Below are 19,049 nucleotides of genomic sequence, written 5' to 3'. Positions count from 1 at the left end.
CCCGCGGTAGAAGGGCGTACCACGGACGCGGTATCGGTGGCCGGGCAAGTGCCTGCGGCGGCACGACGTTTTCCCGGCCCGCCGCGACAAGCATCGAGCTCATGACATACCGCTTCTTCACCCCCGAACCAGCGAAGGCCGCGACCGGCCTGACCGCGGAGGTGTACCGGCAGCTGTGGGACGACTTCCTCGGGCCGGTGCCCACCTTCCAGGCGCTCTCGGCCGTGCCGGAGTTGCAGGCCGCGACCTGGGCGCTGATGCGCGAGGCCCTGCTCGCCGGGGACGCGTCCAGGGTGGACCGCGAACTCGTCGCGTCGGCGGTGTCCCGGGCCAACCGCTGGAGGTTCTGCGTCGACGCCCACGTGATGCTGCTGCACGCGCTGGGCGAGCATGAGCTGGGCGAGGTCGTCGCCCGGGGCGGGACGCCGGCGGAGCCGAGGCACGCCGAGCTCGTCGGCTGGGCGGAGGCCAGCCGCAGCCCCCGGGCCGCCGGCTGGACCAGCCCGTACCGCCCCGAGGTGACCGGCACCCTGCTCGCCTTCCACTTCATCAACCGGGTCGTCTCGGCGTTGCTCGACCCCGATCTGCTCCCCGGTGGCCTGCAACGCTCATCGCTGGTGCGGTCAGTCGGAGGTCGGCTCTACGCCAAGACGGCCCGTGGACCCAAGGAGCCCGGCCAGAGCCTCGCGCTTCTCGATGCCAGCACGACGCCGCCACCGGCCTGGGCGGGGGACAGCCCGGTCGGCGTCGCGTACGCGGCCCTGCGGGACGCCGCCAACCGAGGCGGGGACCTCCTGGGCGACGTGGCGCGCCAGACCGTCACGGCCACCGTGCGCTGGGAGGACGGGCGGTTCCCGGCCCGACCCGCGGACTGGGCCGTCGATCTGGTCCGGGACGTGCCCGGCGCGGACCGCATCGGGACGCGGATCGCGTTGCTGGCGGCGTTCGCGCCCAGCGCGGTCAGCGCGGGCGACGTCGCCCTCTGGCGGCTCTCCCATCCGGCCGACACCGACCTCGTGCGGGTGGTCGCGTTCGGGGCGATCACGGCCACCGATCACGTCGCCCGGGCACTGACGTCGGCTCACCTCTAGGAGGTCACCATGCGCAAGGCATTCATCATCGCCAGCACCCTGTTGCTCATCTCGTTCGTCCTGCAGTTCGTCTTCGCCGCCGTGGGCGGGTTCACGAAACCCGCGGGTGACGGCGCGTACGCCCTGCACAGCGTCAACGGCATGGCGGTCATCCCCGTTCTCAGCCTGCTCACCGCCCTGTTCGCCACGCTGGCGAAGGCGCCGGGTCGGCTCATCGGGCTGGCGACCCTGCCGATCGGCCTCGTCGTCGTGCAGGCGCTCATCGCCATGCTCGCGAACGCGTCCACCGACGCCGCGGGCGCCAGCACCCCGCTCGGCCTGACCATCGCCGGGCTGCACGCGGTCAACGGGATCATCGCGGTGCACGTCGTGGTCGGCGTTCTGCGGGCAGCGCGAAAGCTGGCGCAACCGGCGCCGACCGACGCCACCCCCGTGACCATCCGCGAAGGAGAACCGGCATGACCACCGGCTCGCTGCTCGCGGCCGACCTCGTCATCGCGGTCCTCGCGGCCGCCGGGTGGCTGGGCGGCGGCGCCGCGTCGGCCGCCCGGCGCCGCCCCCTCGCGCTGGGACTCGCTGCGCTCGCGCTGCTCGCCACGCTCGCCCGCGTGATCACGATCACCGCGCTCGCCCGTGCCGGCTGGTGGTTCGCGGGGGAGAAGGTCCTCATCGCCGCCCCACTGTCGCTCGCGGCGGTGGTCGTCGCCGGGCCGCGGCTGCTGCGGGCGCCGGGCGACATCCGGTCCGTCGCGGTCCCGCTTCTCTTCGCGGGGTACGCCCAGAGCAGCGCCCTGCTCGTGACGCTCCTGCACGGCTATCCGGCGTCGGCGGGCGTGGGACTGCTCGCCGTCGCCGGGGTCGTCGCGGCGACCGCGGTCTCGTGGCGCGCACTCGGCGCGGCCCCGTCCCGGATGGTGTCCCGGGCGGCCCTCGGGGTGGCGGTCGCGGCGCTGGTGACCGGAACCGGGCTGACCGTCGCCCCGGACGCGGCGCCCCGCGAACCACACGACCACGGGTATCCGAACGCGCGGACCGCCGACGAACCGACCCGGCGGTTCGCCCTGACAGCCGGGACCGCCACGGTGCGCGTGAGCGGCCGGGAGGTCGCGGCGTGGGCGTTCAACGCGCAGGTTCCCGGGCCGGCGCTGACCGCCACCGTCGGCGACGTCCTGGAGGTGACACTGCGCAACCGGGACATCGAACGGGGCGTCACGCTGCACTGGCACGGGTACGACGTGCCGAACAGTCAGGACGGAGTGCCCGGCGTGACGCAGGCGGCGGTGCTGCCGGGACAGGAGTTCGTCTATCGGTTCCGCGCCGATCAGGCCGGGACGTACTGGTACCACACGCATTCGGTCTCCGACGTCGGCGTGCGGATGGGCCTGTACGGCGTCCTGGTCGTTCACCCGGCCCCGGTGGCCGGCGTCGACGTCACGATCCCGGTGCACACCCTTTCCGGCCTTCCGCTGCCCGCGCCGAGAACGGAGCCGGTCGCGGCGGGCGTGCCCGTACGGCTGCGGCTGATCAACACCGACAGCACGACGCACCGCTACGCCCTGGCCGGGACCCCGTTCCGGGTCGCCGCGATCGACGGATCCGATCTGCATGGCCCGACGCCGCTCGTGGACACCGCCGTGCTGATCCCGGCCGGGGGTCGCTACGACCTGACGTTCACCGCGCCCCCCACGCCGGTGGCGCTGTTCGTCGACGGACGGCAGGTCCACTCGACCGGACCGGTGTCGGCGGCGACCGGCGCGTGGCCGGTGCTGGACCCGCTCACCTACGGCGTCGGTTCCCCGGTGCCGTGGACCCGGGTGGACCGGGAGTTCACCCTCGTTCTCGACCGTGGCCTCGACCTGCGGGGACTGCTTCCGCGATACGCCCACACCGTCAACGGCGCGGCCGCCCCGGACATCCCGTCGCAGGTCGTACGCTTCGGCGACATCGTCACCTTCACGATCGTCAACAGGTCCCAGATCGTGCACCCGTGGCATCTGCACGGCCATCACGTCCTGGTGCTGTCCCGCAACGGTGAGCCGGCGACCGGGAGCCCATTGTGGCTGGACTCCTTCGACGTACGCCCCGGCGACGTGTGGAAGGTGGCGTTCCGGGCCGACAACCCCGGGATGTGGGCCAACCACTGCCACAACCTGGCGCACGCCGACGCCGGGATGACGCTGCACCTGATGTACTCGTGATCCACCCCTCACCCACCCGTGCCGTTGTTTGACCCGTCTTCCAGGCCCTGGTCTGCTCAGAGCGATCAACGGCCGGTTGTTCGGACGGGAGGCGCGGAGCGTGGTCAGACGATCCCTGGGTCGGCAGTTCGGATGGCTGTGGGCGGCCTACGCGGCCAGCGCCTACGGCTCGGGGCTGGGGTTCGGTGCGTTCCCGCTGATCGCCGTGCTGGTGTTGGATGCCAGCCCCGCCCAGGTGTCCGTGTTGTCCGCGGTGGGGCCGGCGGTGGGCGCGCTGATCGCGTTGCCCCTCGCGCCGTGGGTGGAGTTTCGCCGCAAGCGACCGGTGATGATCGCGATGGACCTGGCCCGGTTCGCGATCATCATGACGATCCCGGTCGGCTACGCCTTCGGCATGCTCAGTTTCGTCCAGCTCCTGGTGGTCTCGGCCGTGGTGGCCGCGGCCAAGATTGCCTTCAACGCGGCCAGCGGCGCCTACCTCAAGGCCCTCGTCAGGCCGGACGACCTGCTCGTGGCCAACGCGCGGTTCGAGTCGACGACGTGGAGCTCCATCGCGGTCGGGCCGCCGCTGGGCGGCGCGGCGATCGGCCTGCTCGGGCCGGTCACCACCGTGATGGCCGACGCACTCAGCTATCTGTTGTCCGCGCTGGGCATCACGGCGATCCGCGGCCGAGAGGAACACCCGCACCCAACCGGCAGGCGCCGGGTCCGGGCCAACGAGTTGCTCGACGGCTGGCGACACCTCCTTGCCCATCCCGGCCTGCGGGCGCTCTACCTCAACCAACTGCTCGTCAGCGGACTGATCATGGCCACGGAGCCGCTGCTGGCCGTGCTACTGCTCCGCGAGCTCGGATTCCCGCCCTGGCAGTACGGCCTCGCCTTCGCCGTACCCTGCGTCGGCGGGCTCATCGGCTCCCGCCTCGCCCGCGGTGTCGTGGCGCGGTACGGCCAGCACCGGATCCTCCGCGCGGTCGGCACGCTGCGGTCGGTCTGGCTGATCGGCCTCGCCTTCGTCCAGCCCGGTGTCGTCGGCCTCGCGACCGTGATGGCCGTCGAGCTCGCGATCATCATCAGCATGAGCCTGTACAACCCGGTGCTGGCCACCTATCGCCTTGAACACACGCCCCGCGACCGCATCGCCCGCACCCTGTCGGCATGGTCGATCAGCAGCAGCGCCGCCATCGCCATCCTCAGCGCGCTGGGCGGGCTGCTCGCCGAGGTCACCAGCGCGCGTACGGCCATCGCCGCCGCGGGAGTGCTCATCCTCGCCAGCCCGCTGCTGCTGCCCCGCCGCCCCGATTCCGCTCCGGTGCCCGACCTCGACCTGGCAGCGGCCGGTCGCCAACCAGAGACAGCAGGCGTTTCGCGTGAAGCCGGGTGAGGGGGCTGGGAAATGGCCGGGTGGTGGCGCGGATCGCCTGCCTTCTATACCGTGGCACGATTGCGGGCGGCTACTTCCCCGATAGAGCCGATTCGCGTACGCAGTCGAGATGAGGGGTTCGTCGTGACCATGGACTCGCAGGCGACCGACCGGCCCGAGGTTGGCGAGGTCGACGTGCAGCAGAGGATCGACACGTCGGTGCCGCATTCGGCGCGGATCTGGAACTACTGGCTTGGCGGCAAGGACAACTTCGAGGTCGACCGCGCGGCTGGCGACCAGTACCGGCAGGTCTTTCCCGGCGTCGTTGATGTTGCCCGTGCCTCCCGACAGTTCCTGGTTCGCTCGATCGCGTTCCTCGCCGGTGAGGCGGGCATCCGCCAGTTCCTCGACGTCGGCACGGGGCTGCCGACGGCCAACAACACCCATGAGGTGGCCCAGCGGATCGTGCCGGACGCGCGGATCGTCTACGTCGACAGCGACCCGCTGGTGCTGGTGCACGCCCGCGCGCTGCTGGTCAGCACGGCCGAGGGCAGGACCGCCTACATCGACGCCGACCTGCGCGATCCCGCCGCGGTCATCGCCGAGGCCGGCAAGACGCTCGACTTCCAGCAGCCGATCGGCCTCATCCTCAGCGGCGTCATGGGCCACGTGCCCGACTACGAAACGGCCCGGTCGGTCACGCGGCACCTGCTGGCGGCCCTGCCGGCCGGCAGTTACCTCTCACTCAACGACGGCACCAGCCTGATCAGCCCCGAGATGCAGCAGGCGCAGGACGACTACAACGACACCGGGGCGACGCCGTACACGCTGCGCTCGCCCGACCAGATCGCCGGGTTCTTCGAGGGCCTGGACCTGGTGGAGCCGGGCGTCGTGCCGTGCCCGAAGTGGCGACCCGACGACGCGGTCGACACACCCGCCGACATCGACGCCTTCGGCGGGGTAGGCCGCAAGCGCTGAACGAGTAGAAGCTTCCCGCCGGTCACCTCGACCAGGGCTGGTGGGATCTCCTTGGTCTGTGGTCAGTCACGGCAGGATCTCGACGTACCCGTCGGTGCCGTGCACGCGGATCCGCTGCCCGTCCCGGATCAGCCTGGTCGCATTCGCCACACCGACGACGGCGGGCAGGCCGTACTCGCGGGCGATCACCGCCCCGTGGGTCATGAGACCGCCCACCTCCGTCACCAAACCCTCGATCGCGACGAACAGGGGCGACCAGCTCGGGTCGGTGTAGGCGGTGACCAGGATGTCGCCTGGTTCGAGAGCGGCCTCGGCCAGGTCCAGGATGACGCGAGCCCGCCCCTCGACGATCCCGCCGGAGACCGGGAGGCCCACCAGCGCGCCGGCCGGCACGTCCTCGCGCCGGTACGCCCCGCTGATTCCCTCACCCTCGGACGTGAGCACCCGGGGCGTCGTGAGCGTCTGGTACGACCTGAACGCCTCCTTCCGCCGGTTGATGAGCTGATCATCCGCCTGGTTCGTGCGTACGACGTCGTGAAGTTCCTGGAACGTGAGGTAGAAGAGGTCCTCCCTCGCACGGAGCACGTTGGCCCGCACGAGGCGCTCGGCCTCTTCCAGCAGGGCCTGCTTGTAGACGAGGTAGCGGCTGATGATGGCGTACTTCGGGTACTCCCGGTAGCCGATGAAGGTCCGGACCCGGTCGATCATCCGCTTGGTCTCGTCGGCCTTGCGCTCTCCGTCCGGCAGTGCCCGGAGACGTTCGAGCACCTCCTGCGTCTTCTTCTCCGCCTCCTGGCGTCCCTGCTCGAAGCGTCGCCTGGCGGCGCCCGGCTCGAAGTTCCGGACGTTGTCCAGGAGGACGGGCACGAGCGTGCTGGGACGTTCGCGCCAACGCGGCCTCGTGATGTCGATCTCGCCGACGCAGCGCATGCCGTACCGCTCAAGGTAGGCCTCGATGGCGTCGCGCGCTTCGGTCCCGCCCGCGAGCTTCGGCAGCTCGTCCAGGAAGCCTTCGTCCTCGACACCCTGCAGGAACGCCACCACCTCCAGATGTGGGCGGATCACGTCCGCGACGTCGAGCAGCGCCAGCCCCATCTCCGACGTGACGTTGCCGGGGGCGGACAGGGTCAGGGTGTCGGCCGCGTTCCTCTCGCCCAGCCATTCCCACAGCCGGTCGTTGAGCCACCAGGTGGCCTGCAGTCCGGCCATGATCGCCTGCATGCTCAATGGATCACTGAGGACCCGCTTCTGCTCGTCGAGGGCCTCCAACAGGAAGTCGAACAGCGCCGGTCCGGTCTTCGCCCGGATGTTGCTCCGCAGGGCGGCGATGGACACCTGGCTGCATTCGATCAGCTCGGTGACGATGGCCGGGTCGGTCTCGATCGGCGCGGGCGCGCCGCCGACCGGCGGCCCGCCGGGGCCGGTGTCCGGGAGCGCCGGGACGAAGTCGTGGCGGTCGAGGACGGTCTCCAGCGCGTCCCTGGTCAGCGGATCGTCCCTGCCCGCCATCTCCAGGAAACCGGCGCGGCTCGCGGGCGAGGCCAGGCGCCGGGTGACGTCGACGAACAGCCTCCCGCCGACCTCCTGCATCGGCGCCATGGCCGTCAGCTGCCACATGGAGACACCCAGTGGCTTCATGGGGTCGGTCATCATCTGCTGATGACCAACGGAGAGGTAGACGTGGTTCTCTCCGTCGCCGGTCTCCGGGACGGGGAACAGCGTGGTGATCGGCCGGCTCTGGACGATCTGGAAGTCATCGTCGACCAGGCACCACTCGATGTCCTGGGGGTGGCCGAAGTGTGCCTCGATCCGTCGCCCGAGCTGCACGAGCCGCACGACCTGTGCGTCCGTCAGCGCCGCCTGCTCCTGCCGCTGCGGGTCGATCGCCTGCTCCGTCGTCCCGCCGGTCGGCAGGGCGTGGATGGCCAGCCGCTTGGTGGCGATCGCCCTGTCGATGATCTTCCCGTCCCGCACCTGGTAGGCGTCCGCGTTCACCAGCCCGGAGACCAGTGCCTCGCCGAGGCCGAAGCTGGCCTCCACGGAGGCGACCTTCCGGTTGGACGTGACGGGGTCGGCCGTGAACAGGACGCCGGCCGCCTGCGGGAAGGCCATTCTCTGCACGACAACGGCCATGTGGACGCCGCGGTGGTCGATGCCGTTGCGCTGACGGTAGGTCACGGCCCGCTCGGTGAAGAGCGAGGCCCAGCACCGGCTGACCTGCTGAAGGATCGCCGCCAGCCCCATGACGTTCAGGTACGTGTCCTGCTGGCCGGCGAAGGAGGCCGTCGGCAGGTCCTCGGCCGTCGCGCTGGACCGGACGGCGTAGGCAGCTCGCTCACCGAGCTGAGTGAGAGCCCGGGTGATCGCCCCCGCCACATCATCGGGGAGGACGACCCCCTCGATGGCCCGGCGGATCTCCGCGCTGAGCTCGCGGACCGCCGCCCGGTCGTCCGGGTCCAGACGCGACAACCGGTCGAGCCGATCGTCGATCGACGGCGCCTCGGCCATGATCCGCCGGAAGGCGTCCGTCGTCACGCAGAAGCCGTCCGGTACGCGGATGCCGTCGATCCGCGACAACGCTCCCAGGTGCGCGCCCTTGCCGCCGACGATCGCGACCTGCGTCTCGTCGACCTCCTGGAAGCCCAATACGTACTGCTCGATCATCGTGATACCTCCGAGGCAGCCGTCCTCCGCATCGACAACGTCAGACCCACGTCGTGCCCCATTTCCTCGTCCGTTCTCGGCTCCGGCCGACGATTCTGCGGCAGGACCGGGGTCTTGCGGCAAGCCCCGCGGTGCGATATACGTTCAAGTGGGACCACTTGCCGCTGTGGGATGATGCCGTTCCCGGCAAGCGGTGGCGCGGCGAGTTCTCCACCTCCGCGAGGCCGGTCGCTGGTCTGCCCGCAGGCGATGCCCCACTCCGGCCGCTGAACCATCTCGGATGCCGCACGCGTCGACCCTCAGTAGTGGTCAACGCCGAGCACGGACAGCAGGATGTGTGGGAGACGATCGTCATGGCGGGGACCGGGCAGATCTTGTTCATCCAGGGCGGCGGCGCCGGCACGCACGACGAATGGGACAACGAGCTGGTCGACAGCCTGAGGCGGGAGCTCGGGGACGGGTACGAGGTCCGCTACCCGCGCATGCCCGACGAGGACGACCCGAGCTACGCCACCTGGAGCGCGGCCATCCGGCGGGAGATCGCGGCCTTGGACGGCGGGGCGGTCGTCGCGGGCCATTCGGTGGGCGGGACGATCCTCATCAACGCGCTCGCCGAGCGGCCACCGGAGCGGAAGCTCAGGGCGATCGTGCTGATCGCCGCTCCGTTCGTCGGCGCGGGCGGCTGCCCGGCGACGAGTTCGAGCTGCCGCACAACCTCGGCGCGAGGCTGCCGCAAGGCGTGCCGGTACATGTGTTCCATGGGCTCCAGGACGACACTGCCCCACCGTCGCATGCCGACCTGTACGCGCGCGTCATCCCGCAGGCGCAGCTGCATCGGCTGCCCCGACGCGATCACCAGCTGGACAACGATCTGAGCGAGGTGGCGAAGGTGATCAGGCTGAACAACGGCCAATGAACGGCCGCGGTCCTGGCGGAAGCGGTGCGACCGCGACCAGCGAGGCATCTGCGAATTCCCCTGGTGTGGGCCGACTCACGCTGTTGGGGGACGGCTCGCGCACCGCGCGAGTCTGGCCAGGAGCGCGTCCAGGGACAGGTCCGCGGCGCTGTGCAGCAGGAGGTCCGCGGCCGTGAAGCGGGCGTGGTCCGCGTGTGGGTTCGGCACCGCGACACAGCGAAGCCCAGCGGCATGTGCCGCGGCCACGCCGTGCGCGGTGTCCTCGAAGGCGACCGCCTCATCCGCGGGCAGCCCGAGCCGATCCAGCGCCAGCAGATAGACGGCTGGGTCCGGCTTGTGCGCCGGCACCTCCTCGCCGGTTGCCACCACCTCGAACCGCGCCAGCAGCCCCGCGTTTTCCAGCATGGGGCCCACATGAGTGATCGGGGAACTGCTCGCCACGGCGAGCCGCAGCCCCAGCTCTGCGGCCCGGTCCAGCCATCCGACGATGCCGGGCGCCGGCTCCAGCGCCGAGTTCAGTTCTGCGCGGTGCGCCATCCGCAGCGCGTGGCTGGACGCGCGGTCGTAGGTCAGCCCGACCGCCGCTTCGAGCGCGGCGTAACGCGTCTCGTTCGCGTCGCCACCATGATCGGCGAAGAAGCCTGCCGGGTCGAGCTGCAAACCGTGCCGACGCCACTCACACCGCCAACTTTCCAGCAGCGTGGTCTCCGTATCCATCAGGAGGCCGTCGAAGTCGAGGATCAGCGCCTTGATCGTCACAGCGGCCAGTATCCCGGCCGCGACGCAGGCGCCGACATCTCGGTGGAGCGTCTCAAGGCCCGCCGGATGCGACATCACCGGAGGCGGTCGACCAGATCGGCGACGTCGGCGAAGACCCGGTCTCCGGCCGCCGCCGCGGCGGGTGAGACGGTATCGAGGGTGAGGAATGCGTGCACCATCGCCGGCTCGCAGCGATGGGTGACCGGAACGCCGGCGGCCGCCAGCCGAGCCGCGTAGGCGTCGCCCTCATCTCGAAGCGGATCGTGCTCCGTGGTGACGACAACGGCGGGCGGTAGCCCACGAAGGTCGGCGGTGAACACCGGACTGACGTCGGGGTCGGCGCGCTGAGAGGGGTCCGGGACCCACTGCTCAGCCCCCCACGCGACGTCGTCGGCGTTCAGGCCCCAACCCGTGGCGTACGTCCGCACACTCGGATAGGAGAGCGTCAGATCGGTGTTGGGATACAGCAGGATCTGGGCGGCGGGCAGTGGTCCGCCTTCATCGCGCAGGCGCAGGCAGGTGAGCGCGGCGAGGTTCCCGCCCGAGCTGTCGCCCATGACGACTGTCGGGCCACCGATGCCAGCGCTCGAACCCCCGCTGGTCGAGGCCCATCGGAGCACATCAACGCAGTCATCGACGGCCGCCGGCCACGGGTGCTCCGGCGCTCGACGGAAGTCCACGCTCAGTACCGCCGTCCCGGTCTTGACCGCCAGACGGCGGCACGCCCGGTCGTGCGACTCAAGATCGCCGATCGTCCACATCCCGCCGTGGAGGAACACCACCAGCGGCCGAGTCGCCGCCGATGGCCGGTAGAGGCGGGTTCGCACATCCGTCGCACCGACCGTCAGGTCCTCAACCCAGGCGATCTCCGGGCCTGGGGGTCGGGCTTCGACACGGAGCCGTTGCGCGCGCCGTAGCTCCGCCGCTCCCACAGCTCTGGCAGGAGGGCCGGGGTTCCGCCGACCGGCCTCGATGAAGGCGGCCAGTTCGGCATCGGCAAGCGGCAGATCGATCCGTTCGGCCATGCGGGAAAGAATGCCACTAATCGGACGATCGCCGCCGACGAAGGCGTCAGCTCCCGGCCCGCACGAGAGCCGGGAGCTGACGCGGCGGCGGCAGGCCGCGGTCGACGAAGCCGAACCGCAGGGCCGCCGTGGCCGCCTCGGTGGCGTACCCGGATCCCCAGGACCCCTCCGGGCATGCCGCCGGTCGGGCGCTCGTCTGAAACGCGCCCTAGTCGCCCGTGAGCGTCCGGTGACCTGTCGGGGGAGTGGCTTCGGCGAGCGCGGTCCGGATGGTCCGCTGCAGTTGGCCGCCCGGGTGGTTGATCCAGTGCTGGACGGCGACGCGCAGGATGGCCAGGAAGGTCGCGGCCAGGAGGCGGGAACGCAGTGCCACGTCGGCGCCGGTGAGCCGGTGTGCGAGGTCGCCGGCCAGCTCGCGCTCGATCGCGGTGTACGCCGCGACCTGCTGTGCGGCCAGGCCAGGGTGCCCGCGCAGCTGCCGGCGTCGGGTCAGCCAGGCGTGGTCGCGATCGCCGAACGCCTCCTCGGCGAAGCGTTCGGCCGCCCGGCTCAGTGCTGTCCACGGCGGCTCGCTGGCGGGCCGCTCGCGGATCAGCTGCAACAGCCTGTGCAGGCGCGTGGTGTCGCCGTGGAAGAGGGCCTCTTCCTTGTTGGAGAAGTAGTTGGAGAACGTCCGCCGGGAGACGTTCGCCGCGTCGGCGATCGCTTCGACTGTCACGGCGTCGGGCCCCTGTTCGGCGGCGAGGCGCAGGGCGGCCTCGTGCAGGGCGAGGCGGGTGGCCGCCTTCTTGCGCTCCCGTAGCCCGGTGGTCTCGTCCATCGCCCTCAGCGTACGTGGGGTGACGCGCTTCTCAATGGGCAAACTTGCCTGTTGTGCAAGATCGGTAGATGCTTGCTTGGGGCAACCAACAACCGGGGGTGGGAGCAGACGTGGACAACGCCGTTCGTGAGTTCGGCCTTCGACTGCACGGCCTGGTGCGGACTGTCCGGTTGCTGAGACAGCGTCGGGCTGACGAGCGGCCGGCCGTTCCACTGGGCCTGGTCGGGATTCTCCGGCATATCGACCAGCTGTCCAGCGGCTGCCACGCCCATGAACTGGCTCAGCGCACCCGGCTCGACCCGTCGACGGTCAGCCGCTCCGTCGCCGCGCTCGTCGCGCACGACCTGATCGAACGGCGGCCCGATCCGACCGACAAGCGGGCGAGCCTCCTGGCGATCACCCCCGCCGGCCGGATCGCCCTGGCCGACACCCACAGCTGGTACGGCGAGCTGCTCGAGCGGGCACTCGCCGACTGGACTCCCGGCGAGGTGGAGGCGCTGAGCGCCGCACTCGACCGGTTCACCCGCGACATCGAGGTCGCACTCGCAAACCACGACAAGCTGGAGGCCGCGCGATGAGCGCACCCACCACCATGACCGGCGCTGAGCCGATGACCCATCGGCGGACGCTCGAGGCGCTCAGCGGCCTGCTGTTGGTGCTGTTCGTCGCGATGTTGAGCAGCACCGTCGTCTCGACCGCTCTACCGAAGATCATCGGAGCGCTGAACGGCTCGCAGAACCAGTACACCTGGGTGGTCACCGCGACCCTGCTCACCGCGACCGCGACCACCCCGATCTGGGGCAAGCTGGCCGACCTGTTCAACAAGAAGATCCTCATCCAGGTCGCCATCGTGGTCTTCCTGCTCGGCTCCGTCGTTGCGGGCTTCTCGCAGAGCGCCGGCCAGCTCATCGCCGCCCGCGCGTTCCAGGGCATCGGGGTTGGCGGTCTGCAGGCCCTCGTCCAGGTGGCGATCGCCGCCATGATCCCGCCGCGCGAGCGGGGGCGCTACAACGGCTACCTCGGCGGCGTCATGGCGGTCGCGACGGTCGGCGGCCCACTGCTCGGCGGCCTCATCGTCGACACGTCCTGGCTCGGCTGGCGCTGGTGCTTCTTCGTCGGCGTGCCCGTCGCCATCATCGCGCTGATCCTGCTCCAGGCCACCCTGCACCTGCCCACCCTGCGGCGGGAAAACGTCAAGATTGACTATCTGGGTGCCAGCCTGATCGCCGCCGGCGTCAGCGTGCTGCTGATCTGGATCTCCTTCGTCGACGGTTCGTTCGCCTGGTTCTCCTGGCAGACCGTGGCCATGGTCGGCGGCGCGCTCATCCTGCTCGCCCTGGCGGTCTGGGTCGAGTCGCGGGCGGCCGAGCCGGTCGTCCCGCTCAGTATCGTGCGCCAGCACACCACCGCGCTGGCCATCCTCGGCAGCCTCGCGGTCGGCATGGCCATGTTCGGCGGCGCCGTCTTCCTCGGCCAGTACTTCCAGATCGGCCGCGGCTACAGCCCGACCGAGGCAGGCCTGCTCACCATCCCGATGATGGCGGGGGTCCTAGGCTCCTCGATCATCGCCGGCCGGTTGATCACCAAGACCGGGAGGATCAAGCCGTACATCGTCGCCGGTTCGATCATTCTGGTCGCCGGGTTCGCGCTGCTCGGCACCATCGACCACGAGACGTCGCTCGTCCTGGTCGGCGCCGCCATGTTCATCGTCGGCACCGGCGTCGGCATGACCATGCAGAACCTGGTTCTCGCCGTCCAGAACACGGTTTCCCTCAAGGACATCGGCGCGGCGAGCTCCAGCGTCGCCTTCTTCCGGTCGCTCGGCGGCACCATCGGCGTCTCGGTGCTCGGCGCCGTCCTCGCCCACCGGGTCACCGACCAGATCACCCGCGACCTCACCGCCGCCGGGATCCCCGCCTCCGACAGCGCCGGTGGCAGCAGCAATCTCAACATCACCGCTCTGCCCGAGGGGATCCAGCACATCGTCCGGGCCGCGTACGGCGACGCCACAGGACACATCTTCCTCATCTCCGCCGCCATCGCGGTGGTCGGCGTCATCGCCGCGCTCCTGCTCAAGCCGGTCACCCTGCGGACCAGCCTGGACCTGCCGGACAGCGCCACGTCGGCGGCCGTCGCCGCCGACGCGGTCGACGGCGCACCGGCCTTCGACCAGGTGTCCGTCGACGCCGCACGGAACGGAACGACCGACCGGCGCTGACGTCGGGCCGTACCACCCGGGGCCGCTGCCGTCCAAGGACGGCGGCGGCCCCGCCGCCATCTGGTCGTACCGGACGGGCAGACGAACACCGAGCTGACCGGCGAGCCGCGACACCGCCGACTCTCGACGACGGCGTGGCCTCCGACAGTGCCGCTCAGCGGGTCTTCTTCGTCGCCCGCTTGCGAGGGGGCGTCAGCAGTTCCGCGATCGTCGCGATCGCGGACGGCACCAGGCGGTAGTACGCCCAGACGCCGCGCTTCTCGCGCTCGAGCAGGCCGGCCTCGGTGAGGATCCTGAGGTGATGACTCACGGTCGGCTGGGAGAGCCCCAGCGGCGCGGTGAGGTCACTCACGGACGCCTCGCCCTCCGGCGCGGACTGGATCAGACTGAGCAGTCGCAGCCGGGCTGGATCGGCGAATGCCTTCAGCACCCCCGCGAGCCGCTCGGCATCGGCACGCTTGATCGGCTCGCCAGCCAGTGGCGAGATAGCAGGCATCGCAGTTTTCGCAGCTCCCACGCGTCCCATCGTTTCATCAACACCATCGACAGGTCGATGAATCGGGACGAAAACCCCGATGGCTACCCGAACTGACCAGAGGTCCGAGGGCGGTAAACCATCCATCTCACCAACCGTGACTGTCTGATTGCTGATCGCGCTGATCGGGCGCCCGGCCCTAACGTGATCGTCGCACCGCGCCCCGACCCACCTGCCAGGAGACACGATCGCAATGAGCCCGACCAGGCAGGCCGCCGGCGGCGGCGTCGAGGAGGATCTCGTCCGCCTGGCCATCCGGGCGGTGGCTCCGCAGGAGGAGCCGCTGCTGGTGTTTCTGCAACCGGCGTACCAGCGTCGGCCGTCGCGGTGGCGGGACGACCCGCGCGATCTTCTGCGGGTGGGGGGCGGCGAGGCCGGCGGCGGGGGCTTCCCGGAGGTCGTTGAGCCGCTGCTGCCGTACGTGATGGTGCTGACCGGCGTCGCGCTCGCCGGGTTGCGCGACGCGGTGCAGGCGCAGGCCACGGACGCGGTGCGCGGAGGGTTGCGCCGGCTCGGCCGGCGGTGGCGTGCCAGCCGCCCGGGCGAGGCGCCGCCGCGGACGGTGCGGCTGCGCCCCGGTCAGGTGCTGCGTATCGAGGAGGCGGTCACGGCCGCAGCGCGCGACCCGCGCTGGGCGCTCACCGAGGACCAGGTCGCGGTGCTGCGCGACGCGGTGCGCGAGGCGTTCGTCGCCCGGTTCGGGGTGGACGGCGGGAACATCGACGGTGAGTGACACGACAGCCGGCCCCGCCCTGGCCGGGGTGCCCCCTCCGCTGCCGTCACCGGCCCTCGGCCGGTTCGTCGCCGTGGTGACCGCGGTCGTCGGTACGAGCGTGTTCGGTTGGCAGACGGTGCTCATCGACGCGGCGCTCACCCGCCAGCGGGCCGAGTGCATCGACGGACTGCGCGGGCTGCCGGCCGCCGATCGACGTGCGGGCCGGCACGGTCAACGAGGAGTCGGTGGCGGCGGTGCGAAACTGTCTCGGCACGCTGCACGCCGACGCGGTCCGTCAGATGCTCGTCGGGATGGCCGTGCTGGCGGTGGTGACAGCCGCGATCTACCTGGCTGCGCCGTAGTGCGAACGCCGGCTGCGCGACCTGCGCCGCCTGGACCGGACGCCGGGCACGGAAGCGCTGCGGGCGGACCTGTCCGATCTGGTACGCGAGGCGGGGCTGCGCCGCGCGCCGACGTTCGTGGTGTCGCGTTCCGCACGGGTCAGCGGCAACACCTTCGGCGCGTTCCCCGTCCGCTACGTCCGGCTCGACCTGGGACTCGTGCACGCCCACCGGGTGGCCCCGGGCGTGTTCCGGGCGGTCGTACTGCACGAACTGGCCCACCTACGCAACGCGGACGTGACCCTGACCCGGCTGACCATCGCGCTGGCCTGGGCCTTCCCGCTGGCCGTGCTCGTGCCCGTCGCGGTCAACTACGCGGGCGCCGTGCCCGCCACGCACCTGCTTGGTGACGCCTGGCGGTTGGCGGCGTTCGCGCTGGTGGTGCAGGTCTCGGCCTGGTCCGTGCTGCGGGCCCGGGAGTTCGCCGCGGACGCCCGGCTGACCGGGGCCGACGCGGCGACCATCCGGGCGTTGCTCGCGACCAAACCCGTCCGCGACGGACGCTGGTCCCGCCTCGCCGCCATGTTCCGGTTCCAGCCGCTGGCCCGGGCGCGCGCCGACGAACTGGACCGACCGGTGCGTCGGGTCTCTGCCCGCCCTGTCGAGGCGTTGGGCGCCGGCCTGGCCGCCGGGATCGCCGCGCCACCGCTGACGGACCTGATGTCGCAACTGCCACGCACCCTCGGCGGTCCTGATCCGCTCACCGGTGGCGCGTTCCTGGTGGGGCTGCTGCTCGGCGTGCCGCTGGCCCTGGTCACCACCGGCGCGCTGTGGCGGTCGGCCTGGTGGGCGCGGCACGGTGGCGGCACGGCGGCCGGGGGCGGTCTGTTCGGCGCCGCACTGGCCGCCGGGCTGCTCGTGGGCCGCCGGCTGGCCTGGTCGGCGCGGTACGCCAGCGACCGGCCGGCCTGGTGGGTCGAGCTGGCGTGGGCCGTGCTCGGGATCGCCGGTGGGGTCCTGCTCGGCCGCTGGGTGGCCCTCGGCGCTCGGGCGCACCTGCGGCGGCTCCCGGTGACCGACGCGGGCCGTACCCGTCTGGCGTGGGCCGGCGCCGCCACGGCCACGGCCGTGCTCATCGCCGCGTTCGTGGCGTCGATCCTGGTTCTGGACGCGTGGTCGGTGGACGCCGAGGTGAGCATGCTCCGGGTGCTCGCCGCACGCGAGGGTCATCCCGAACACGTCACGGTACTCACCCTGGTGGACACCCTCGGCTGGTACGTGCGCATGCTGGCCGACCACGCCCCGTACCTGCTCGCGCTGCCACTGGCCGCCGCGCTGCATCCGGTCCTGGCCGACCGGCACGCGACCCGGCGGGCGTTGCGGCTCGGCATCGTCGCGGGGGCCGTCGGCGCGGCGGCGCTGCCTCTGGTGGTGGTCGGCATCGCGGTCGGGGCCCGGGACCCGGGGCTCGGGCCGGCGGCGCTGCGGAGTCTGGTCGACGGCCACACGCTGCTGCCGGTCACGCTGGTCGAGGCGACGGTCGCGACGGTCGCGGTGGCCAATCGGCGGCTGTCGATGTGGCACGTGCTACTCGCCGCCGGCGCGGCGGGGCTGCTTCTGCTACCGGTGCTGGTGGCCGTCACGGCGGCGCTGCCCTGCCTGGGCACCGCCGCGGGGCCCGGCTGCGTCCGCCCTACCGAGCAGGTCCTCGTGGTGCGGGCGATCAGTCACGCCCTGCTTGTCGCGCCGGTGTTCGCGACCGTCGCGGCGGCGCTCGGCGCCGCGGTGGCGGCGCTGTCCGCGGTCGGGCGCGCCCGACACCGCCGGTGGCTGATCTCCGGGGCCGCCGTCCTGACGCTGCTCGGCGCCTCCGCCGCCGTACACCGGAATCCTGGGCGGGCGGCAGCGACCGGACAAGATGGCTGCCTCGTCGGGGTGTGGCGGCTTGCCTCCGGTCGCTACCACCTGCCGGTCCCCGCCGACTCACCGCTGGGCACGATGGCCGGGCTGCGGCAGGACGCCAGCGTGGACCTCACCAGCGGTCCGGAGACCGGCTTCGCCAGCGCCTACCGGACGGACGGCACCGCTACGGACCTGTTCGACCTGGCCGTCGCCGAGGGCTCCCTCAACGGCCACACCGTGCGCAACGTCCGGCGGGGCATACAGACGTATCGGTGGACGGCCGAAGACGGTCGGTACCGGCAGCGTGACGGCGTGACGGCAGGTGACGTCAACGTGGTACGGGTCGGCGCCAGGGAGCTGGACATCAGCTCGGTGATGGCGGATTCGGAGGGGTCGTACCGCTGCGCCAGCGACCGGCTGATCATCCGGCTGGACGCTGACGACGGATCATGGGGCGAGGAGACCTTCGTGCGAAGCAGCGCCTGACAGCACGGAGTGCTCGCGGCCGGTGAGCTTTTCGAGGCGTCGGTTCGAGGACCCGCCGGAGCGTAGTCACTCGTCCGCGACCTGAATGATCGTCTTGCCGGGCATGCGGCGGTGGCGCGCGAACACGGACGCCGTTTCGGAGAGCGGTCGCACGCCGCCGACGATGGGGTTGAGCCGTCCGGTACGGAGGCGTTGGGCGAGGTCGGTCAGCCGGGCGCGATCCGGTTCGACGACGAAGAAGATGGCTCGCCCGTCCTTGGGCTGCACCGTGGGTGGCACGGCGATCGTGACGATGGTGCCGCCCGGACGCACCAGCTCGGTCGATCGCACGAGGATGTCGCCGCCGATGACGTCGAACACCACGTCCACCTCGCCGACGCGCCGCAGATCGTCGGCGTGCAGGTCGAGGAAGGTCTGCGCGCCGAGGCCGAGCGCGACGTCACGGTCGTCGGCTCGGCCGGTGCCGATCACGCGGGCGCCCACCTCCCGCGCAAGTTGAACGGCGATCGAGCCCACGCCGCCCGCGGCGCCGTGAATGAGGACGGTCTGGCCGGTCGTGAGATGGGCGTGGTCGAACAGTCCCTGCCATGCGGTCAGTCCGGAAATGGGCAGCGCGGCGGCCACGGTGTGGTCGATGTCGGCCGCGAGGGGAGCGAGGTTGCGAGCCTCCACCGCGGTGTATTCGGCCAGCGATCCGTTGCGGGCCCAGTCGGTCAGTCCGAACACCCGCTGGCCCACGGTGAGGCCGGTGGTTCCGTAGCCGAGCTCGACCACGACTCCGGACAGTTCGTGCCCGGGGATGGTGGGTGTCCGGTCCCGACCGGCCCGATCGGACCACGTTGCAGGCCAGTCGAGCTCTCCGGGTGTGAAGCCTGCGGCGTGCACGCGCACGATGACGTCGTTCTCCGCAGCGTGCGGGTAGGGCATGTCGGTCAGGGTGAGGCCGCCGACACCCGCGTCACGGTCTCTCACGGTGATCGCTCGCATGCTCGATTCCTTTCCAGGAAGGTTCGTCGGTATGGAGTGGTTGTGGGGGGCTCG

The 19,049-nt window shown here is 71.4% G+C and carries 17 protein-coding genes; 10 read left to right on the top strand and 7 right to left on the bottom strand.

Annotated elements, in window-relative coordinates; translation table 11 throughout:
• Nucleotides 1-101: 101 nt before the first annotated feature.
• The 5 genes from ABZU69_RS17380 to ABZU69_RS17360 all read left to right on the top strand — a co-directional run bounded on the left by ABZU69_RS17380 (nucleotide 102) and on the right by ABZU69_RS17360 (nucleotide 5,627).
• Nucleotides 102-1,091 (top strand): carboxymuconolactone decarboxylase family protein, encoded by a 990-nt coding sequence (locus tag ABZU69_RS17380; protein WP_354965335.1) that lies wholly within the window; start codon nucleotides 102-104, stop codon nucleotides 1,089-1,091.
• A gap of 9 nt (nucleotides 1,092-1,100) precedes the next feature.
• Nucleotides 1,101-1,553 carry a DUF6220 domain-containing protein gene (locus ABZU69_RS17375; RefSeq protein WP_354965334.1) on the top strand — a complete coding sequence of 151 codons (453 nt, stop codon included), beginning with the start codon at nucleotides 1,101-1,103 and terminating at the stop codon, nucleotides 1,551-1,553.
• Nucleotides 1,550-3,289 (top strand): multicopper oxidase family protein, encoded by a 1,740-nt coding sequence (locus tag ABZU69_RS17370; RefSeq protein WP_354965333.1) that lies wholly within the window; start codon nucleotides 1,550-1,552, stop codon nucleotides 3,287-3,289. The genes ABZU69_RS17375 and ABZU69_RS17370 overlap by 4 nt, the downstream gene beginning before the upstream one ends.
• 100 nt (nucleotides 3,290-3,389) lie before the next feature.
• Nucleotides 3,390-4,670, top strand: coding sequence for an MFS transporter (locus ABZU69_RS17365; RefSeq protein ID WP_354965332.1), 1,281 nt, complete (start codon nucleotides 3,390-3,392; stop codon nucleotides 4,668-4,670).
• A gap of 129 nt (nucleotides 4,671-4,799) precedes the next feature.
• On the top strand, nucleotides 4,800-5,627 hold the full coding sequence (locus ABZU69_RS17360) for an SAM-dependent methyltransferase (protein ID WP_354965398.1): 828 nt from the start codon (nucleotides 4,800-4,802) through the stop codon (nucleotides 5,625-5,627).
• 66 nt (nucleotides 5,628-5,693) lie between these two features.
• On the opposite strand, the gene rph is transcribed toward ABZU69_RS17360, so the two are convergent.
• Complete coding sequence (gene rph, locus ABZU69_RS17355; protein ID WP_354965331.1) at nucleotides 5,694-8,291, bottom strand: rifamycin-inactivating phosphotransferase; 2,598 nt, start codon at nucleotides 8,289-8,291, stop codon at nucleotides 5,694-5,696.
• 305 nt (nucleotides 8,292-8,596) lie between these two features.
• Between rph and ABZU69_RS17350 the strand changes: the two genes are divergently transcribed.
• Nucleotides 8,597-9,166: an alpha/beta fold hydrolase gene (locus ABZU69_RS17350; RefSeq protein WP_354965330.1), complete on the top strand. Its 570-nt coding sequence runs from the start codon at nucleotides 8,597-8,599 to the stop codon at nucleotides 9,164-9,166.
• Between the two features lie 116 nt (nucleotides 9,167-9,282).
• Here ABZU69_RS17350 and ABZU69_RS17345 read toward each other — a convergent pair whose 3' ends face one another.
• The 3 genes from ABZU69_RS17345 to ABZU69_RS17335 form a co-directional block, all read right to left on the bottom strand.
• On the bottom strand, nucleotides 9,283-9,966 hold the full coding sequence (locus tag ABZU69_RS17345) for an HAD-IA family hydrolase (RefSeq protein WP_354965329.1): 684 nt from the start codon (nucleotides 9,964-9,966) through the stop codon (nucleotides 9,283-9,285).
• A gap of 74 nt (nucleotides 9,967-10,040) precedes the next feature.
• Nucleotides 10,041-10,991 carry an alpha/beta hydrolase gene (locus tag ABZU69_RS17340; protein ID WP_354965328.1) on the bottom strand — a complete coding sequence of 317 codons (951 nt, stop codon included), beginning with the start codon at nucleotides 10,989-10,991 and terminating at the stop codon, nucleotides 10,041-10,043.
• Nucleotides 10,992-11,199: 208 nt separating this feature from the next.
• On the bottom strand, nucleotides 11,200-11,811 hold the full coding sequence (locus tag ABZU69_RS17335) for a TetR family transcriptional regulator (RefSeq protein WP_354965327.1): 612 nt from the start codon (nucleotides 11,809-11,811) through the stop codon (nucleotides 11,200-11,202).
• Nucleotides 11,812-11,921: 110 nt separating this feature from the next.
• On the opposite strand from ABZU69_RS17335, the gene ABZU69_RS17330 reads away from it, so the two are divergent.
• Nucleotides 11,922-12,389: a MarR family winged helix-turn-helix transcriptional regulator gene (locus tag ABZU69_RS17330; protein ID WP_354965326.1), complete on the top strand. Its 468-nt coding sequence runs from the start codon at nucleotides 11,922-11,924 to the stop codon at nucleotides 12,387-12,389.
• Nucleotides 12,386-14,029, top strand: a complete 1,644-nt coding sequence (locus ABZU69_RS17325; protein WP_354965325.1) for an MDR family MFS transporter — start codon at nucleotides 12,386-12,388, stop codon at nucleotides 14,027-14,029. Before ABZU69_RS17330 ends, ABZU69_RS17325 begins: the two co-directional genes overlap by 4 nt.
• A gap of 154 nt (nucleotides 14,030-14,183) precedes the next feature.
• Here the strand turns inward: ABZU69_RS17325 and ABZU69_RS17320 are convergent, their stop codons facing one another.
• A complete protein-coding gene (locus ABZU69_RS17320) occupies nucleotides 14,184-14,525 on the bottom strand; it encodes a metalloregulator ArsR/SmtB family transcription factor (protein WP_354965397.1) in 342 nt (113 codons plus the stop codon).
• A 232-nt stretch (nucleotides 14,526-14,757) separates the two neighbouring features.
• Between ABZU69_RS17320 and ABZU69_RS17315 the strand changes: the two genes are divergently transcribed.
• Entirely contained in the window at nucleotides 14,758-15,297 is a 540-nt protein-coding gene (locus ABZU69_RS17315) for a hypothetical protein (protein ID WP_354965324.1), read from the top strand.
• Nucleotides 15,298-15,343: 46 nt separating this feature from the next.
• Here the strand turns inward: ABZU69_RS17315 and ABZU69_RS17310 are convergent, their stop codons facing one another.
• Nucleotides 15,344-15,514: a hypothetical protein gene (locus ABZU69_RS17310; protein WP_354965323.1), complete on the bottom strand. Its 171-nt coding sequence runs from the start codon at nucleotides 15,512-15,514 to the stop codon at nucleotides 15,344-15,346.
• Between the two features lie 139 nt (nucleotides 15,515-15,653).
• Between ABZU69_RS17310 and ABZU69_RS17305 the strand changes: the two genes are divergently transcribed.
• The gene (locus ABZU69_RS17305) at nucleotides 15,654-18,008 is read left to right on the top strand and encodes a M48 family metalloprotease (RefSeq protein ID WP_354965396.1); all 2,355 of its coding nucleotides are present in this window, start codon (nucleotides 15,654-15,656) and stop codon (nucleotides 18,006-18,008) included.
• Between the two features lie 66 nt (nucleotides 18,009-18,074).
• Here ABZU69_RS17305 and ABZU69_RS17300 read toward each other — a convergent pair whose 3' ends face one another.
• Nucleotides 18,075-18,935 (bottom strand): NADP-dependent oxidoreductase, encoded by an 861-nt coding sequence (locus tag ABZU69_RS17300; protein WP_354965395.1) that lies wholly within the window; start codon nucleotides 18,933-18,935, stop codon nucleotides 18,075-18,077.
• Between the last annotated feature and the right edge of the window lie 114 nt (nucleotides 18,936-19,049).

It is taken from the genome of Micromonospora sp. NPDC005206 (assembly GCF_040608175.1).
Taxonomy (GTDB): Bacteria; Actinomycetota; Actinomycetes; order Mycobacteriales; family Micromonosporaceae; genus Micromonospora.
This window is presented reverse-complemented; position numbering and strand designations above follow the sequence as displayed.

What these genes read in the sequence shown, in the direction of transcription:
- ABZU69_RS17380 (WP_354965335.1), top strand. Translation starts at nt 102, where the DNA reads ATGACATACCGCTTCTTCACCCCCGAACCAGCGAAGGCCGCGACCGGC.
- ABZU69_RS17375 (WP_354965334.1), top strand. Translation starts at nt 1,101, where the DNA reads ATGCGCAAGGCATTCATCATCGCCAGCACCCTGTTGCTCATCTCGTTC.
- ABZU69_RS17370 (WP_354965333.1), top strand. Translation starts at nt 1,550, where the DNA reads ATGACCACCGGCTCGCTGCTCGCGGCCGACCTCGTCATCGCGGTCCTC.
- ABZU69_RS17360 (WP_354965398.1), top strand. Translation starts at nt 4,800, where the DNA reads ATGGACTCGCAGGCGACCGACCGGCCCGAGGTTGGCGAGGTCGACGTG.
- rph (WP_354965331.1), bottom strand. Translation starts at nt 8,291, where the DNA reads ATGATCGAGCAGTACGTATTGGGCTTCCAGGAGGTCGACGAGACGCAG.
- ABZU69_RS17340 (WP_354965328.1), bottom strand. Translation starts at nt 10,991, where the DNA reads ATGGCCGAACGGATCGATCTGCCGCTTGCCGATGCCGAACTGGCCGCC.
- ABZU69_RS17335 (WP_354965327.1), bottom strand. Translation starts at nt 11,811, where the DNA reads ATGGACGAGACCACCGGGCTACGGGAGCGCAAGAAGGCGGCCACCCGC.
- ABZU69_RS17325 (WP_354965325.1), top strand. Translation starts at nt 12,386, where the DNA reads ATGAGCGCACCCACCACCATGACCGGCGCTGAGCCGATGACCCATCGG.
- ABZU69_RS17320 (WP_354965397.1), bottom strand. Translation starts at nt 14,525, where the DNA reads ATGCCTGCTATCTCGCCACTGGCTGGCGAGCCGATCAAGCGTGCCGAT.
- ABZU69_RS17315 (WP_354965324.1), top strand. Translation starts at nt 14,758, where the DNA reads ATGAGCCCGACCAGGCAGGCCGCCGGCGGCGGCGTCGAGGAGGATCTC.
- ABZU69_RS17300 (WP_354965395.1), bottom strand. Translation starts at nt 18,935, where the DNA reads ATGCCCTACCCGCACGCTGCGGAGAACGACGTCATCGTGCGCGTGCAC.